15 protein-coding genes are annotated in these 16,005 nt (G+C 62.2%); 10 read left to right on the forward strand and 5 right to left on the reverse strand.

Features of this window, described 5'->3' with window-relative positions; all coding sequences use genetic code 11:
- Nucleotides 1-45: 45 nt before the first annotated feature.
- The 3 genes from BHE81_RS04680 to BHE81_RS04690 are packed head-to-tail and all read left to right on the forward strand — an operon-like array spanning nt 46 to nt 3,198.
- Nucleotides 46-2,685, forward strand: a complete 2,640-nt coding sequence (locus tag BHE81_RS04680) for a YdbH family protein (RefSeq protein ID WP_004224451.1) — start codon at nt 46-48, stop codon at nt 2,683-2,685.
- Nucleotides 2,682-2,867: a YnbE family lipoprotein gene (locus BHE81_RS04685; protein ID WP_004140145.1), complete on the forward strand. Its 186-nt coding sequence runs from the start codon at nt 2,682-2,684 to the stop codon at nt 2,865-2,867. Before BHE81_RS04680 ends, BHE81_RS04685 begins: the two co-directional genes overlap by 4 nt.
- A 7-nt stretch (nt 2,868-2,874) precedes the next feature.
- The gene (locus BHE81_RS04690; protein WP_002902522.1) at nt 2,875-3,198 is read left to right on the forward strand and encodes a YdbL family protein; all 324 of its coding nucleotides are present in this window, start codon (nt 2,875-2,877) and stop codon (nt 3,196-3,198) included.
- Here BHE81_RS04690 and feaR read toward each other — a convergent pair whose 3' ends face one another.
- Nucleotides 3,199-4,101, reverse strand: coding sequence for a transcriptional regulator FeaR (gene feaR, locus BHE81_RS04695; RefSeq protein WP_023302010.1), 903 nt, complete (start codon nt 4,099-4,101; stop codon nt 3,199-3,201).
- Between the two features lie 235 nt (nt 4,102-4,336).
- Between feaR and BHE81_RS04700 the strand changes: the two genes are divergently transcribed.
- Entirely contained in the window at nt 4,337-5,836 is a 1,500-nt protein-coding gene (locus BHE81_RS04700; RefSeq protein ID WP_004140136.1) for an aldehyde dehydrogenase family protein, read from the forward strand.
- A 124-nt stretch (nt 5,837-5,960) separates the two neighbouring features.
- Entirely contained in the window at nt 5,961-6,851 is an 891-nt protein-coding gene (locus tag BHE81_RS04705) for an oxidoreductase (RefSeq protein ID WP_023302008.1), read from the forward strand.
- Between the two features lie 17 nt (nt 6,852-6,868).
- On the opposite strand, the gene BHE81_RS04710 is transcribed toward BHE81_RS04705, so the two are convergent.
- The 4 genes from BHE81_RS04710 to BHE81_RS04725 are packed head-to-tail and all read right to left on the reverse strand — an operon-like array spanning nt 6,869 to nt 10,879.
- Nucleotides 6,869-7,600 (reverse strand): class II aldolase and adducin N-terminal domain-containing protein, encoded by a 732-nt coding sequence (locus BHE81_RS04710; protein WP_016947239.1) that lies wholly within the window; start codon nt 7,598-7,600, stop codon nt 6,869-6,871.
- Between the two features lie 5 nt (nt 7,601-7,605).
- The gene (locus BHE81_RS04715; protein ID WP_016947240.1) at nt 7,606-8,436 is read right to left on the reverse strand and encodes an ABC transporter substrate-binding protein; all 831 of its coding nucleotides are present in this window, start codon (nt 8,434-8,436) and stop codon (nt 7,606-7,608) included.
- Between the two features lie 23 nt (nt 8,437-8,459).
- The gene (locus BHE81_RS04720; protein ID WP_016947241.1) at nt 8,460-9,332 is read right to left on the reverse strand and encodes a phytanoyl-CoA dioxygenase family protein; all 873 of its coding nucleotides are present in this window, start codon (nt 9,330-9,332) and stop codon (nt 8,460-8,462) included.
- A gap of 26 nt (nt 9,333-9,358) precedes the next feature.
- Entirely contained in the window at nt 9,359-10,879 is a 1,521-nt protein-coding gene (locus tag BHE81_RS04725; RefSeq protein ID WP_004148211.1) for an amino acid ABC transporter permease/ATP-binding protein, read from the reverse strand.
- A 488-nt stretch (nt 10,880-11,367) separates the two neighbouring features.
- Between BHE81_RS04725 and BHE81_RS04735 the strand changes: the two genes are divergently transcribed.
- From BHE81_RS04735 to argE, 5 genes are all read left to right on the forward strand, one after another.
- Nucleotides 11,368-12,282, forward strand: coding sequence for a LysR substrate-binding domain-containing protein (locus BHE81_RS04735; RefSeq protein WP_004190428.1), 915 nt, complete (start codon nt 11,368-11,370; stop codon nt 12,280-12,282).
- A 168-nt stretch (nt 12,283-12,450) separates the two neighbouring features.
- Nucleotides 12,451-13,710 carry a flavin-containing monooxygenase gene (locus BHE81_RS04740; RefSeq protein WP_004148215.1) on the forward strand — a complete coding sequence of 420 codons (1,260 nt, stop codon included), beginning with the start codon at nt 12,451-12,453 and terminating at the stop codon, nt 13,708-13,710.
- 24 nt (nt 13,711-13,734) lie between these two features.
- Nucleotides 13,735-14,169, forward strand: a complete 435-nt coding sequence (locus BHE81_RS04745) for a RidA family protein (RefSeq protein ID WP_004190423.1) — start codon at nt 13,735-13,737, stop codon at nt 14,167-14,169.
- Nucleotides 14,166-14,840, forward strand: coding sequence for a DUF1028 domain-containing protein (locus tag BHE81_RS04750; protein ID WP_016532663.1), 675 nt, complete (start codon nt 14,166-14,168; stop codon nt 14,838-14,840). The genes BHE81_RS04745 and BHE81_RS04750 overlap by 4 nt, the downstream gene beginning before the upstream one ends.
- The gene (gene argE / locus BHE81_RS04755; protein ID WP_024622996.1) at nt 14,833-16,002 is read left to right on the forward strand and encodes an acetylornithine deacetylase; all 1,170 of its coding nucleotides are present in this window, start codon (nt 14,833-14,835) and stop codon (nt 16,000-16,002) included. Before BHE81_RS04750 ends, argE begins: the two co-directional genes overlap by 8 nt.
- The last annotated feature ends 3 nt before the right edge of the window (nt 16,003-16,005 follow it).

The raw sequence follows: 16,005 nt of genomic DNA on the forward strand, positions 1-16,005 counted from the left end.
CGCCTTTCGGCTTTTACTTATGTTGAATCAGGATATTAACTGCCCATGAAGGGTAAATATAAAGCCGCCATCGCGCTGGTGTTAGTTCTGGTGTTATTGCCGCTAACCCTGCTGTTGACGCTAACCCACTGGGTGCCGACGCTGGCGGGCATCTGGCTGCCCGTGGGCACGCGTATCTCTTTGCAGGAGAGCCCGCGCCTGACGCGGTCGGCCCTGCTGATCCCCGATCTGCGTTATCTGGTGGGCGACTGTGAAATCGCCCGGGTGACCGATGCCCGTCTCTCGCGTCCCAGCCGCTGGCGGCTGCATATTGGCCAGCTGGAGATCAACAGCGCCTGCCTGAGCAAATTGCCGGCCAGCGATCCCTCTCCCGGTTCACCGCGCACGCTTGCCGAATGGCAATCGATGTTGCCCTATAGCTGGTTAACCATTGACAATCTGCGGCTCTCGCCGTGGGAGAAATGGCAGGGGCGGCTGGTAATGTCATTAACGCCTGCGCAGCAGGATATCGGCTTTGCCGGGAAGGAACTGAGTCTGCAGGCGCGCCTGCGCGGCCAGGCGCTCACCGTCAGCCAGTTCAGCGCCCGGCTGACTGACGATCAGCCGCCGGTGAAGCTGGTGGGGACCTTCCATCTGCCACTGGTGCCGGATGGTCTGCCGGTCGACGGCCAGATGCAGGGCACCTTCGAATTCCCGCAGACTGCGGAATGGATCGATGCTGAGCTCGAGTGGCAGCACAATCGCGGCCAGCTGCTGGTCACCCCGCGGGGTGAGGTAGAGCCTATTCTGGACCTGCCGTGGGAGATCACCCCGGAGCGGATCACTATCAGCGACGGCCGCTGGCGCACCCGTTACGAGGCGTATCCGCTGCGCGGGCGGGTGGCGCTGTCGGTGGGTAACTGGCAGCAGGGCACCGAACAGATGATCGTCAGCGGTCGCCTGAATGTTCTCACCGAGGGGCATGCCGGGAAGGGCAATGCGGTACTGAATATTGGTCCGGGCAAGCTGAGCATGGATAACAGCGATCTGCCGCTGCGGCTCACCGGCGAGGCCAAGCTGGGGGAGATGATACTATACGCGGCGCTGCCGGCTCAGCTCAGCGGGCCGCTGATCAGCCCGCAGCTGGCTTTTCACCCCGGTGCGTTGCTGCGCTCGCGCGGGCGGGTGATCGACGCGCTGAATATTGACGAAATCCGCTGGCCGCTGGCCGGGGTTAAGGTCACTCAGCAGGGCGTCGATGGCCGCCTGCAGGCGATCCTTCGCGCCCATGAGCAGCAGATGGGCGACTTTACGCTGCATCTGGACGGTCAGGCGAGCGATTTTCTGCCCGACAGCGGCCGCTGGCAGTGGCGCTACTGGGGCGAGGGACATTTTACCCCGATGCAGGCGCGCTGGGATGTGAAGGGCAGCGGGGAGTGGCGCGACAATGCTATTACCCTGAGCAGCCTCTCCACCGGCTTCGATAAGCTTGAGTACGGCACAATGCGGGTCAGCACCCCGCGTCTGACCCTCGAGCAGCCGATCCGCTGGTTGCGCGATGCTGAGCATCCGCGGTTGACCGGCGCGCTGTCGCTGGACGCCGCCAAAACCACCTTCTCCGGCGGCAGCTATCTCCCGGCCTCAACGCTGAAATTCGCCCTCGACGGTCGGGACCCGACGTGGTTCCAGTTCACCGGCGCCCTGCATGCCGAGGCTATCGGTCCGGTGCGTCTGTCCGGGCGCTGGGATGGCGAACGGCTGCGCGGCCAGGCGTGGTGGCCAAAACAGTCGCTAACGGTGTTCCAGCCGCTGGTGCCGCCGGACTGGAAGATGAATCTGCGCGAAGGCAGTCTCTACGCGCAGGTGGCCTTCTCGGCGGCAGCCGGGCAGGGATTTGAGGCGGGCGGCCATGGCGTCCTGAAGGGCGGCAGCGCCTGGATGCCGGATAACCAGATCAACGGCGTCGACTTCGTCCTGCCGTTCCGCTTCAGCGACGGTCACTGGCAGCTGGGCATCCGCCGCCCGGTCTCCCTGCGCATTGGCGAAATCGTCAACCAGGTCACAGCGCGTAATCTGACGGCGGACCTGCAGGGCACCTGGCCGTGGAGCGAGGCCAATCCGCTGCAGCTCAGCGACGTCAGCGTCGATCTGTTAGGCGGGAAACTGACACTGCTGCAGCTGCGTATGCCGCAGCGCGACCCGGCGTTGATCCGCCTGCAGCATATCTCCAGCAGCGAACTGACCAGCGCCGTCAAGGTGAAACAGTTCGCCATGTCCGGCGCGGTGAGCGGCGCGCTGCCGCTGTGGCTGGAGAATAATCAATGGATCATCCACGACGGCTGGCTGCGCAATGACGGACCGATGACCCTGCGGCTGGATAAAGACACCGCCGATGCGCTGGTGGCGGATAACGTCTCCGCCGGGGCGGCGATTAACTGGCTGCGCTATATGGAAATCTCCCGCTCGTGGACGCAGATTAACCTCGATAATCTGGGCGTGTTGACGCTTAAGGCCAGCATCAACGGCACCAGCCGGGTGGAAGGGAAAAGCAGTACCGTGCATTTAAACTACGCTCATGAAGAGAATATTTTCGACCTGTGGCGCAGTTTGCGCTTCGGCGACAATTTACAGGCGTGGCTCGAGCAGAATGCTACGCTGCCCGTACGGCGCTGTACGGACGGTAAGACATGTAAGGAACCTAAATGAAGAAGCTGTTACTGGCCATGGTGGCGTCGATGCTGCTCGCCGGCTGTACGCCGCGCATCGAAATCGCGGCGTCGAAAGAGCCCATCACCATCAATATGAATGTCAAAATTGAGCATGAGATCCATATCAAGGTCGATAAGGATGTGGAAAACCTGCTCAAATCCCGCAGCGATTTGTTCTGAGGCGACGATGAGAAAACGACTGTTAACCGCGGCGCTGACGCTGGCTTTACTCAGCGCGCCCGCGCTGGCGTTGACCCTGAGCGAAGCGCGCCAGCAGGGACGAGTGGGGGAGACGCTGAACGGCTATCTCGCGCCGCTGCGTCAGGATAAAGAGACGCTGGCGCTGGTAAAGCAGATTAACGCCGCGCGCAGCGAAAGCTACCAGCAGCTGGCGGATGACAACAATCTGCCGGTGGATGAAGTGGCGAAAATGGCCGGGCAGAAGCTGGTGGCCCGCGCGCAGCCCGGGGAGTACGTCCAGGGATTGAACGGCCAGTGGCTGCGCAAATAATTAGCGACAGCGCTTGCGGTATTCCCCCGGGGTGACGCCAAAGCGCTGCTTAAAGGCGGTGGAGAAATGGCTGTGGTCGCTGAAGCCCCAGCGGTAGCCGATCCCCGCCAGCTTTTCATCGTCATGGACATTCTGTAACGCCTGGGCACACAGATCCAACCGCCGGTTCTTAATATACTGCGCCACCACCAGCCCCTGGTCGGCAAACAGCCGGTACAGGCTGCGTACCGACATGCCCGTCTCGCTGGCCAGCCACTCCGGACGCAGATGCTCCGACTGAATGGACGCATCGATTAACGCAATAATCTTCTGAAACTGCTTTTCCCGCCGGGAAGGGGCAGGATCGCGCTGATGCAGCACCGGGCGCAACAGGCAGGCGATCGCCTCCAGCGCGGCTTCGCTCTCGCTGGCGGAGAGCGTCGTGCCGCCCATGCTTTCCAGCAGCAGTCGCTGGCTGAGCTGGACCATTGGCAGAGATTTGTCCAGCCGGCAGGCGGTAGTGATGTCCCCTGTGGGCGCCACCCGCTGGCGCGGCAGCAGCAGCGAGGCCTGACGCGAGGTCTGCTGCCAGACAATCGAGCAGGGGCGGGCGGCGTCGATTAACGTGATATCGCCTGCCGCCAGCGTCACCTGGCGATCGTCCTGTTCGATGATGGCTTCGCCGGCGAGCTGAAACACGGTATAGAACCAGGCGTCGTTATCGCGTTTTATCTCATTGTGTGTGCGGTAGAGATTAACGCCGGCGGCGGTGACCGTGCTGACCTTGAGGTTACCGGCGTAGCGGGTGTCAATCTCGCCGTGGAAGCGCCCCTCCAGCGGCCGGGCGGCGAAATGGCCGCAGACCTGATTGATCGTCGCCAGCCAGCGCTGATATGCCAGCCCCCCCTCTGCCGTGGTCATCATTCGCCCTTCTCCTGTAATAACAATGTTTCCGCATTGTTGCATTTGTGTCGCCTCAGGCAAGGGCGCGATGGCGGGTATATGAAAGAACTATTACCCGCGGCACATTTCTGCGAGGGCAGACGACGGAATTGCGGCGACTGTCACAGCGGCGCAAACGAATGTCACAGAGAAAAAAGCGCCAACCGCCAACCAGACATAGACTGAAAGCACTATCCGCGATGAATAAGGAAAGGGTATGTCCACCTCACAGATAGCGCTGCTTGCCAGCGTCCAGCAGTTTTTAGACCGTCAGCATGGCCTGTATATCGACGGCGCCCCCTGCGCCGCGCAGAGCGAAAACCGGTTAACCGTCTGGGATCCGGCCACCGGGCAGGCGATTGCCACCACCGCCGACGCCAGCCCGGCGGATGTCGACCGGGCGGTGATGTCCGCCTGGCGCGCTTTTGTCGATCGCCGCTGGGCCGGGCGCACCCCGGCTGACCGTGAACGCATCCTGCTGCGTTTTGCCGATCTGGTGGAGCAGCACGGCGAAGAGCTGGCGCAACTGGAAACCCTCGAGCAGGGGAAATCCATTGCCATCTCCCGCGCCTTTGAGGTCGGCTGCACCCTGAACTGGATGCGCTACACCGCGGGGCTGACCACCAAGATCAGCGGCCGGACGCTGGACGTTTCGATCCCGTTCCCGCAAGGGGCGCGTTACCAGGCGTGGACCAAAAAAGAGCCGGTCGGGGTGGTGGCGGGCATCGTCCCGTGGAATTTCCCGCTGATGATCGGCATGTGGAAGGTCATGCCGGCCCTGGCGGCGGGCTGTTCGATCGTCATCAAACCCTCGGAAACCACCCCGCTGACCCTGCTGCGGGTGGCGGAGCTGGCGACCCAGGCGGGCATTCCTGACGGGGTGTTCAACGTGGTCACCGGCAGCGGCGCCGGCTGCGGCGCGGCGCTGACCGCCCATCCGCAGGTGGCGAAGGTTAGCTTTACCGGCTCGACGGCGACCGGGAAACAGATTGCCCGCGTGGCTGCCGACCGCCTGACCCGCGTGACGCTGGAGCTGGGTGGCAAGAATCCGGCGATTGTGCTCAAAGACGCCGACCCCCAGTGGGTTATTGAGGGGCTGATGACCGGAAGCTTCCTCAATCAGGGGCAGGTCTGCGCCGCCAGCTCGCGGATCTACATCGAAGCGCCGCTGTTTGACACCCTGGTCAGCGGCTTCGAGCAGGCGGTGAAATCGCTGCAGGTGGGGCCGGGTATGCAGGAGACGGCGCAGATCAACCCGGTGGTCTCCCGGGCCCACTGCGACAAGGTGGCGGCCTACCTCGAAGAGGCTCGCCAGCAGAAGGCAGAGCTCATCAGCGGCAGCGCCGGACCAGATGCGGGAGGGTACTATATTCCGCCAACGCTGGTGGTAAACCCCGACGCCGGACTGCGTCTCAGCCGTGAGGAGGTTTTTGGCCCGGTGGTGAACCTGGTGCGAGTGGCCGATGGCGAGGAGGCGCTGCGCCTGGCCAACGACAGCGATTTTGGTCTGACCGCCAGCGTCTGGACCCGCGATCTGACCCAGGCCCTGAACTACACCGACCGTCTGCAGGCGGGAACGGTATGGGTCAACAGCCATACCCTGATTGACGCCAACCTGCCTTTCGGCGGCATGAAGCAGTCTGGTACCGGCCGCGATTTCGGCCCTGACTGGCTCGACGGCTGGTGCGAAACCAAATCCGTCTGCGTGCGCTACTAACCCTCCGTCGGGGAAGGCGAAAGGCTTTTCCCGACGCGCCCCTTGCCGACCTCCGGTCTTTCTCGCTACTGTGGAGGGCAATCTTTGCCTAATCTGGGCGGTGAATCATCAGGAGGTCTTCGGCATGACAGCATTTCCTAAGGTTGCGCTAATTGGTCCCGGCGCCATCGGCACCACGATTGCCGCCGCCCTGTTTGAGAGGGGGAGGGCACCGATGGTCTGCGGGCGTACCGCCCATTCGGCGCTGGTGCTGCGCACTGACGAGGGTGAGATCGTGGTGCCCGGCCCGGTGTACACCGACCCGATGGCGATAGCCGCCCCCTTCGACCTGGTCTTTGTCGCGGTGAAAACCACCCAGACGGAGGCCATCGCCCCCTGGCTGACGGCCCTGTGTTCCCCTGACACCGTGGTGTGCGTGCTGCAAAACGGCGTTGAGCAGCGCCAGCAGTTTGCCCCCTTGACCGGCGGCGCGACGGTGCTGCCGTCGGTGGTCTGGTTCCCGGCGCAGCGCGATGCCGATGCCTCTGTCTGGTTGCGCGCCACGCCGCGCCTGACGCTGCCGGATCTGCCGGGGGCAGAGCGGGTGCAGCAGGCGCTGGCGGGAACCCGCTGCGCGGTGGACCTGGCGGCTGATTTTACCACCGTGGCCTGGCGCAAACTGTTGCAGAACGCGGTTGCCGGACTGATGGTGCTGACCGGACGCCGCGCCGGGATGTTCGCCCGGGAGGACATCACTGCCCTCGGACTGGCTTATCTGCGCGAATGCCTACAGGTGGCGCGGGCGGAAGGGGCCGCCCTGAGCGACAGCGTGCCGGAGGAGATTATCGCCGGCTTTCATCGGGCGCCTGCCGACTTAAGCACCTCTATTCTGATCGATCGCCTCAATGGCCGACCGCTGGAGTGGGATATTCGTAACGGCGTGGTGCAGCGTCGCGGGCGTCAGCACGGCATTCCGACGCCGCTCAGCGATATCATCGTGCCGCTGCTGGCGGCGGCCAGCGACGGCCCGGGCTGACCCGGGCTGGCGCGGGGTTAGTCCACCAGGGAGGGATCGAGGTCGATCATCAACTGCTTCATCTCGGCAAAGTGCTGCCTGGAGAAATCGGCAATCTTCTCCCAGTCCTGGGCGGTTTTTTCCGCCACCGCGTCTGACAGCACCTTCAGCGGCTGGCCGGTTGACCAGGCGGTGATCAGGATCTGACAGGCGCGCTCCAGGGTCCAGATATCGTCGAACGCTTCGCCGATGTTCGGGGCGGTCACCAGCACCCCATGGTTGCCCATCAGCAGACGGCGTTTATCTGCCAGCAGCCCCGCCAGCCGGGCGCCTTCTGCCGCGGTGTCCGCCATCCCGCCGTACAGGGTATCGACGGCGACCCGGTTAAAATAGCGGGCCGTGTTCTGGTCGATGGGCAGGATCTGCGGCGTCGCCAGACAGGCGAGGCTGGTGGTGTACACCGGGTGCAGATGCAGCACCACCCGCACGTCGGGCAGTCGCTGATGGATCTGCCCGTGGATGGCCCACGCGGTGGCATCGACGTCAGGGCGCGCGGCGCAACGTTCATCATCGGCGTTCAGCACCAGCAGATCGCTGGCGCGGATGCGCGAAAAGTGTTTCCACTTCGGGTTGAGTAAAAACGTTTTCCCGTCAGCGGAGAGCGCGGCGCTGAAATGGTTGGCCACCGCCTCATGCATGCCGAGATGGGCAATGATGCGAAAGGTGGCCGCCAGGTCGATGCGGATCTGCTCTTCATCGGAATCGCGCATGGGCATTACTCCGCTTTCGGCATCAGGGTCTGCAGATCCTCTTCCGTCGGCGCCTGGAAGTGATATTTCTTCAGCAGGGCGGCATATTCCGGCGTCGCGCTGTATTTTTTCAGCGCCTCTTCGAGGGCGTTTTTCACCTCCATGTTGCCTTTTTTAACGCCAAAGCCGTTCAGCACCGGATAGATCAGCGTGTCAGAGGAGATAACCACCCGGTTGCCCAGCTTTTCCACCACCCCGCGCGCCACGGCGGCGTCGGTGATCTGCGCATCCACTGCGCGCGACAGCAGCGCCTGGGTGGTCTGCGGGTCGGTGGTATAGACGCTCAACGCAATTGGCTTCAGCCCTTTCTTCACGCAGTAGTCGGCGGAAAGCTTCTGTAACTGCGCCAGCCACGAGGTGGCGCCCATCGAGCCGATTTTATGCCCGCAGAAGTCTTCCGGCGTCTTAGGCTGGTAGTCGCTCCCTTTGCGGGCGAGGATCGCCTCCCCGCTTTTCAGGTACGGCACCATGTCGATCACCTTCAGGCGCTCGGCGGTAATGTACATCGACGAGTTGGTGATATCGAAGCGCCCGCCCTGCAGCCCGGGGATCAGGTTGGGGAAGCGGGTATCGATATTCACTGCTTCACGGCCCATGCTCTTCGCCAGGCCGTTGAGCAGTTCAATATCAAACCCCGCCGGCTTATTGTTCTCCATGTACTCGTAAGGGAAAAAGGTCATGTCCGAACCAGCGGTGATCTTACCGCTTTGCTGGAAGGCCAGCGCGTTCAGGGATGTCAGAGCCCCCACTGCGCAGAGCAGCAGAGCCAGCGGGCGTGGTGCGAAAAAGCGTGTCATAAAACCTCCGGAGTGTGGGCGAATTACATGCTGGCGCGATCGGTACCGGCCTGCTGAACAAAAAACGAAGCGCCGCGCGGCTTCTGCGGCAGGCGAAGCTGGTTATCGGTGCTGCGCACCAGACCGCTCTCTTCCCCGGCCACCAGCTGGCCGGCATGGCGGCTCGGCAGCGGGTTTTCGCCGAAGGGCAGCGCATCCTCGGCGGCGTAGACGCTGATGAACAGGGTGCGCGGCAGGGCGGTCTCGTTGGGGCTGGAGGCGTGCAGCAGGCGGGTATGCATAAAGCAGACCGAGCCCGCCGGGCCAAAACAGGCCTGCGGCTGCTGGCAGTGCGTCGCCACCACCTCATCATCCACCGCCCCCGTGAAGCGCCCCTCCTGCCAGTGGGTCCACAGCGGCCCCTGATGGCTGCCCGGCACCACGTTGAGCGGGCCATTCTCCGGCGTCACCTCGCTGACCATCAGCAGAGCGGTGATGATGTCGTCATTGCTGTGTGGGGTGAAGAGGAAATCCTGATGCCATTTCACCTCGGTGGCGGTGTGCGGCAGCTTGGAGTTAATTTTGCTGTGATGAAAGCGGGTGCCGCTGCCGCCGATCAACTGCGCGGCGATGGTAGCCATCCGCGAATTCAGCGCAGTATGGCGATAGGCCTCGGAGATCTCCGTCGGTGAGGCGACCCGGCGCAGCGACGGATGGTCGGGAGCATGGTCGCGTTCGATATCGAAACGTGGCCGCCCGTCGAGGGTTTCTCCCCACGCCGTCGCGTGGCGGCGGCTCTCCTCGACCCAGCCGTCGAAATCGCTCTGCAGGGCGGCGATGTCAGCGCTGGAAAGCACTTCTTCGACCACTAGAAAACCCTGCTGATGAAACTGATCAATTTGCCACTGCGCAATCATAGTTTTTCCTCTTCACGTTCCGATAGTTAAGCCAGAGAAACATCTTTCAGAAAGGCCTCGACCCGCGGGTGATGCCCGCTACGCATCGCCTGCGGCGTGTCATCGCACACCACCCGGCCTTTCTCCATAAACACGATCCGGTCAGACACTTTGAAGGCGAAGTTCATCTCGTGGGTGACGATGACCATCGTGATGCCTTCGTGGGCCAGGGATTCGATAACCTGCAGCACTTCATTCACTTTTTCCGGATCCAGCGCCGAGGTGGGCTCATCGAACAGCATGATCTGCGGACGCATCATCAGGGCGCGGGCGATCGCCACCCGCTGCTGCTGTCCGCCGGAGAGCTGGTGTGGATACTTCCAGGCGTGCTCCAGCATGCCCACTTTGTGCAGCAGTTCGCAGGCGTGCTGGCGCAGCTCCGCGTCACTTGCCAGATGGTGATAGCGCGGGGCCAGCAGCAGATTGCCGAACACGGTCAGATGCGGGAACAGGTTAAAGCTCTGGAACACCATGCCGATGTTCAGGCGATGTTCGGCATTCTCCATAAAGCGCGGCTTCTGCTGCCCCTGGCGGTCGAGGTGAATAAAGGGTTGGCCGTTAATCTGAATTTCGCCGTTATCGATCTGCTCAAGACCGTTCAGCAGGCGAATGAGGGTGGTTTTCCCCGAGCCTGACGGACCGATGACCGAGACCACCTCGCCGGGCTGGATCTGCAGGCTCACCGCCCCCAGCACTTCGACGTTGTTGTAGGCCTTATGCAGCTTAGAGGCCTGCAGTGCCGGCTCATGACTCTGGGTGACGCTGCGCGCCATCGCCGGGCGGCGGGCGCTGGCCAGCCGCTGCATCTCGGCATCTACCGGACGAGCGGTATTGCGCTGGGTTACGTCAAGGTAGTTCTCCAGCCGTTTCAGCAGAAAATCGAACACCGTGACGATAAAGATGTAATAAAACGCCACGGCCGTCATCGTCTCCATGACCAGAAAGTTCTGCGAGTAGAGCTGCTGGCCGACCATCAATATTTCGGTCAGGGAGATCACCGACACCAGTGAACTGAGCTTCACGATGGCGATATATTCATTGGCCAGCGCCGGCAGGGCGACGCGCAGCGCCTGGGGGATGATCACCCGCCACTGGATCCCGGCGTAGCGCAACCCCAGGGCCCGCGCGGCTTCGCTCTGCCCGCGAGGGATGGAGAGCAATCCGCCGCGGTGGATCTCGGCGATATAAGCCGCTTCGCTGAGAACCATCGCCAGCAGGCCGGCCCAGAAGGGATCGTTCAGCACCGGGGCGAAGGAGGGCAGCGCCTGCGGCATGTTGTAGACAAAAATCAGCAGGACCAGCAGCGGCATACTGCGAAATAACCAGATATACAGCCGGGCTGGGGTGGATAACCAGCCGCGCGGCGACTGTTTGGCCAGCGCCAGAATAAATCCGAGCACAATACTGCAGCCCCAGGTCAGCAGACTTAATTTAATGACGGTCCAGGTGGCCCACCAAAAATCGGCATCGCTGAGCAGGCTTAACATGTAGTTCCAGTTAAACGTCATGGGCTATTTCACTCGTCATAATTATCAAAAATTAAAGTGGCTCGGCTGTGCCGTAATGGGGAGCCACCGGTATTCATCGTGCGAATACACTATGCTGGCAGGATGCTTTCAGAGGCAATTAGTAAATTTTTGGCCTTTAAGTTTAAAAAAACTATACAACGATATTAACGATATGGAATTTAAAGTGATTGCTGAGATACTTTGTGTAAACAATTTAAAAACAATGACAGTAATTCAATAACGCTATTTTGTGGGGGAAGGGTATTTTGCGCGAAACTGGGGCAGCTGCTGCCTGTCTGGCGTGCAGCGTGGCGCATGATGGTGCAACGGCGGAAATAAACCACGCGGGCGTAGAGCAATAATAAATATTGCCGCCCCTTGTCGGGCAACGCGCCGCTCTTTTCCGGGGGTGGCACGCGGATTGCTTGGGACTTAGAGGAAAACTATTCCCCACGTGCGCCGGACCATATTTTATCAATGGTGATGCTATGAACCGATTTACCCTGAAGCAGCTCAAATATTTCGTCACCGTGGTGGAGACGGAGAGTATCGCCGAGGCCTCCCGCCAGCTGCACATTGCGCAGCCGTCGATTTCGATTGCCATCAAGAATCTAGAGAGCACCTTCGACCAGCAGCTGTTTATTCGCCACCACGCGCAGGGCGTTTCGCTCACCTCCAGCGGTCGGCGGATCTACGATAAAGCGAAAGAGCTGCTGCGCCTGTCCTGGGAGTTCGAACAGAATTCGCGAGCGGATAAAGAGCTGGTTTCTGGCATGATCTCCATCGGTTGCTTTGAATCGGTGGCCCCGCTGTATATGCCGAAGCTGGTGGCCGGGTTTAAGAAATGCTATCCGGAAATCACCCTGCATCTGTACGACGGCGAACAGCATGAGCTGATGCATGGCCTGCACCGCGGCCGCTTCGACCTGGCGCTGGTCTACGATCTGGAGCTCGGCCATTCGATCAATAAAGAACGGCTCAATGCCCCGCATAAACCCTACGCGCTGCTGCCCGCCGCGCATCCGCTGGCGCAGAAGGCGCAGGTGACGCTGCAGGAGCTGAGCCGTGAGCCGATGATCCTCCTCGATGCGGTCCCCAGTAAAAATTATTTTATCTCCATCTTTAAGGAAAAGGGTTATCACCCGGAAGTGGCTTACAGTTCCCCCTCCATTGAAATGGTGCGCTGTATGGTGGGTCAGGGGTTGGGTTTTTCGGTACTGGTCACCCGGCCCTGCTGCGACATGACCTACGATGGTGAAAGAGTGGTGCAGCGGGATATTGCCGACGAGATGCCCGCCTCGACCTTAATTATGGCGCATCTCGCGAATAATGAGCCCACGCGGCCGACGCAACTGTTTATGGATTATTGTCGCAGCATCGAATTAACCCCAACTCACGCCTGAAATAACGCCTGTCGATCCGGCAGGCATTATTTTTTGTCGTCACTCAGCCTCGCAAAATTCTATTCAGTCGATCGTTTTATAATATTTTACCAATTCGTCACAGTTAAATAACCTGAAAGCCGTCAATTCCGGCGACGTCGTCGGCAACTGTGCTTGAAGGATAGCGAAATGACTGAACAGATTACCGAGATCGATACCCTGGTGGTGGGCGCGGGGCAGGCGGGCGTCGCCATGAGCGAGCATCTGACCCGGCTGGATATCCCCCACCTGGTGCTGGAAAAGCAGGGTATTGCCCAGGCCTGGCGCAGCGGACGCTGGGATTCGCTGGTCGCCAACGGCCCGGCCTGGCACGATCGGTTCCCGGGGATGGTGTTCCCGGACTGCCCGGCAGACAGCTTTGTCGGCAAAGAGCAGGTGGCAGACTATTTTGCCGCCTATGCCCGCAGCTTCAATGCGCCGATCCGTACCGGGGTGGAGGTTTTCAGCGCCGAACGCCTCGTCGGACGGCCGGGCTTTCGTATTGACACCTCGCAGGGGGGGATTGAAGCGCAGCGGATCGTAGCGGCCACCGGGCCGTTTCAGCGGCCAGTGATCCCGGCCATCGCCCCACAGAGTCAGGCTATTCAGCAGCTCCACTCCGCGCACTATTTTAACCCGCAGCAGCTACCGGAGGGCGGTGTGCTGGTGATTGGCGCAGGATCCTCCGGCGTGCAGATTGCCGATGAGCTACAGCGAGCCGGACGCGCGGTGTGGCTGTCGGTGGGAGCGCACGACCGCCCGCCGCGTCGCTATCGTCAGCGCGATTTTTGCTGGTGGCTCGGGGTGCTGGGAATGTGGGATGCCGCGGCCAATGCGCCAGGTAAAGAGCATGTCACTATCGCGGTGAGCGGCGCGCGCGGTGGCCATACCGTCGATTTTCGCCAGCTGGCGCATCAGGGGGTCACGTTAGTGGGGCAGACCCGCGGCTTTGACGGTGACAAAGCACTGTTTCACCCCGACCTGGCGGAGAATATCCGCCGCGGCGATGCCTCCTACCTTGCGCTGCTCGACGCCGCGGACGCGTGGGTGGCCCGCAACGGCATGGACCTGCCCGAAGAGCCCTCCGCCCGCGAATTTCTGCCCGATCCGGCCTGCGTTACCGACCCGCTGCTCAGTCTCAATCTGGCCGAGGCCGGGATCGGCACCATCATCTGGGCGACGGGCTACACCACTGACTATCGCTGGCTGAAGGTCAACGCCTTCGATGACGCACAGCGGCCACAGCATCACCGCGGCGTATCGACGGAGCCGGGCGTCTATTTCCTCGGCTTGCCGTGGCTCTCGCGGCGCGGGTCCACCTTTATCTGGGGCGTCTGGCACGATGCCAAATATATTGCCGACCAGATCGCCATTCAGCGCCAGTACCAGCGTTACCAGCCGTCCTGTTAACCGTTTTCCTTAAGGAGTGCTTTGATGCCAACTCATACCCGTATTCGCATGTTTAACACCAAAGAGACCTACCCGAACCAGGCGCTGAACAACGATCTGTGCCAGGCGGTGCGGGCCGGCAATACCGTCTACGTTCGCGGCCAGGTTGGCACCGACTTCGCCGGCAATCTGATTGGCCTCGGCGACCCGCGGGCGCAGGCGGAGCAGGCAATGAAGAATGTTGAACAGTTGCTGAAAGAGGCGGGAAGCGACCTCTCGCATATCGTCAAGACCACCACTTATCTGATCGATCCCCGCTATCGCGAGCCGGTCTATCAGGAGGTGGGCAAATGGTTAAAAGGTGTCTTTCCCATCTCCACCGGGGTGGTGGTGTCGGCCCTCGCGCAGCCGCAGTGGCTGATGGAGATTGACGTTACGGCGGTGATCCCTGACGACTGGCAGGGGGAGGCAGCAGAATGACTCTCTCTATTAGCGCCCGCTGCCCGGAATCAGGTCAGCTCGGCATTGCCATTAGTTCGTCGAGCATGGCCGTGGGATCGCGCTGTCCGTGGCTATTGCCCGGCGTCGGCGCGGTCGCCAGTCAGAACATAACCCTGCCGTCGCTGGGGCCGCAGATCCTCAGCGCGCTCGAAGCGGGGGCCAGCGTTGAGCAGGCCCTGAACCTGGCCCTGGCGGAGGATCGCTTCCGCGAATATCGCCAGGTCGCGGCGATTGACGCCAACGGCGACACGGCGGTGTTCAGCGGGGAGTTCACCCTCGGGATCGGCGGCGCCCTGGCGGGGGATAACTGCGTGGCGGCGGGTAACATGCTGGCCGGTCAGGGGGTAATCGCCGCGATGGTGGGCGCCTTTGAGGCCGCCACCGGAGAGCTGGCCAGCCGGCTGCTGGCCGGGCTGCGCGCCGGGATCGTCGCCGGGGGCGAGGCCGGGCCGGTCCACTCGGCGGCGGTGAAGGTGGTGGACGATTACCCGTGGCCGGTGGTCGACCTGCGCATTGACTGGGCGGAGGTGGATCCGCTGGCGGCCCTTGAGCAGCTGTGGCTGGCGTGGGAGCCGCAAATGGAGGCCTATATTACCCGGGCGCTCGACCCGCGAGAAGCGCCGGCCTATGGCGTGCCTGGCGATGAATAACACGCCGGGAGCGATCCTTGCCGCGCTGCTGGCTTTTGACACCACCAGCCGCCATTCGAACCTGGCGATGATCGACTGGATCGCCGATTTTCTCGCCGCCCGCGGCGTGGCGTCCCGCCGCTTTTATGACCCGTCGGGCGGTAAGGCCAATCTCTACGCCCGGCTGGGGCCGTCCGGCGGCGGTGGGGTGATGCTCTCGGGCCACACCGACGTGGTCCCGGTGGACGGCCAGGCCTGGAGCGTTCCGCCTTTCAGCCTGACCGAGCGCGATGGCCGCTACTATGGCCGCGGCAGCGCCGATATGAAGGGGTTTCTCGCCTGCGTGCTGGCGGCAGTGGATGACTTTCTGGCGGTGCCGCTGCGCATGCCGCTGCATCTGGCCTTCTCCTATGACGAAGAGGTCGGCTGTCTCGGCGTGCGCAGCCTGGTGGATTTTCTGCAGGCCTCGCCGGAGAAACCGGCGCTGTGCCTCATCGGCGAGCCGACAGAGATGCAGCCGGTGTTCGGTCATAAAGGCAAACTGGCCATGCGCTGCTGCATCGAGGGGCAGGCCTGCCATTCGGCCTACGCCCCGCAGGGGGTGAATGCCATCCGCTACGCGGCCAGGCTGATCAACCACCTGGATCGGCTGGGCGTGCGTCTGGCCCGGCAGCAGGACAGCCGCTTTTCGCCGCCCTTCAGCACGCTACAGGTGGGCACCATTCAGGGTGGGGCCGCGCTGAACATCGTTCCGCAGTCCTGCCGCTTTGATTTTGAAATCCGCTACCTGCCGGGGATGCGTCCTGAAGCGGTCACCGAGGCGCTGGCGGCCTACGCCCGCCGCCGACTGCTGCCGGAGATGCGCCGGGTCGGCGGCGGGAGCGACATCCAGTTTCAGCTGTTGAGCCACTACCCGCCGCTGCTCAGCGATCCACAGTCCGACTTCGCCCACTGGCTGGCGCAGTGGTGCGGCAGCGATCGGTTTTCCACCGTGGCGTTCGGCACCGAAGGGGGACTGTTCGATGAGATGGGCGTCGCGACCCTGGTCTGCGGGCCGGGCAGCATGGCCCAGGGCCATAAGGCCGATGAGTACATCAGCATCGACCAGACCGAACGCTGCATGGCGATGCTGGGCCAGCTTTGCGCCTGGATGCGCGCCGAACCGGCGGAACCGCTTACCTGATCC

The sequence above is a fragment of the Klebsiella sp. AqSCr genome (genome assembly GCF_008452795.1).
Classification (GTDB): domain Bacteria; phylum Pseudomonadota; class Gammaproteobacteria; order Enterobacterales; family Enterobacteriaceae; genus Klebsiella; species Klebsiella pneumoniae.

What these genes read in the sequence shown, in the direction of transcription:
- BHE81_RS04745 (WP_004190423.1), top strand. Translation starts at nt 13,735, where the DNA reads ATGCCAACTCATACCCGTATTCGCATGTTTAACACCAAAGAGACCTAC.
- BHE81_RS04705 (WP_023302008.1), top strand. Translation starts at nt 5,961, where the DNA reads ATGACAGCATTTCCTAAGGTTGCGCTAATTGGTCCCGGCGCCATCGGC.
- BHE81_RS04720 (WP_016947241.1), bottom strand. Translation starts at nt 9,332, where the DNA reads ATGATTGCGCAGTGGCAAATTGATCAGTTTCATCAGCAGGGTTTTCTA.
- BHE81_RS04750 (WP_016532663.1), top strand. Translation starts at nt 14,166, where the DNA reads ATGACTCTCTCTATTAGCGCCCGCTGCCCGGAATCAGGTCAGCTCGGC.
- BHE81_RS04700 (WP_004140136.1), top strand. Translation starts at nt 4,337, where the DNA reads ATGTCCACCTCACAGATAGCGCTGCTTGCCAGCGTCCAGCAGTTTTTA.
- BHE81_RS04690 (WP_002902522.1), top strand. Translation starts at nt 2,875, where the DNA reads ATGAGAAAACGACTGTTAACCGCGGCGCTGACGCTGGCTTTACTCAGC.
- BHE81_RS04725 (WP_004148211.1), bottom strand. Translation starts at nt 10,879, where the DNA reads ATGACGTTTAACTGGAACTACATGTTAAGCCTGCTCAGCGATGCCGAT.
- BHE81_RS04740 (WP_004148215.1), top strand. Translation starts at nt 12,451, where the DNA reads ATGACTGAACAGATTACCGAGATCGATACCCTGGTGGTGGGCGCGGGG.
- BHE81_RS04710 (WP_016947239.1), bottom strand. Translation starts at nt 7,600, where the DNA reads ATGCGCGATTCCGATGAAGAGCAGATCCGCATCGACCTGGCGGCCACC.
- BHE81_RS04685 (WP_004140145.1), top strand. Translation starts at nt 2,682, where the DNA reads ATGAAGAAGCTGTTACTGGCCATGGTGGCGTCGATGCTGCTCGCCGGC.
- BHE81_RS04735 (WP_004190428.1), top strand. Translation starts at nt 11,368, where the DNA reads ATGAACCGATTTACCCTGAAGCAGCTCAAATATTTCGTCACCGTGGTG.
- feaR (WP_023302010.1), bottom strand. Translation starts at nt 4,101, where the DNA reads ATGATGACCACGGCAGAGGGGGGGCTGGCATATCAGCGCTGGCTGGCG.
- argE (WP_024622996.1), top strand. Translation starts at nt 14,833, where the DNA reads ATGAATAACACGCCGGGAGCGATCCTTGCCGCGCTGCTGGCTTTTGAC.
- BHE81_RS04680 (WP_004224451.1), top strand. Translation starts at nt 46, where the DNA reads ATGAAGGGTAAATATAAAGCCGCCATCGCGCTGGTGTTAGTTCTGGTG.
- BHE81_RS04715 (WP_016947240.1), bottom strand. Translation starts at nt 8,436, where the DNA reads ATGACACGCTTTTTCGCACCACGCCCGCTGGCTCTGCTGCTCTGCGCA.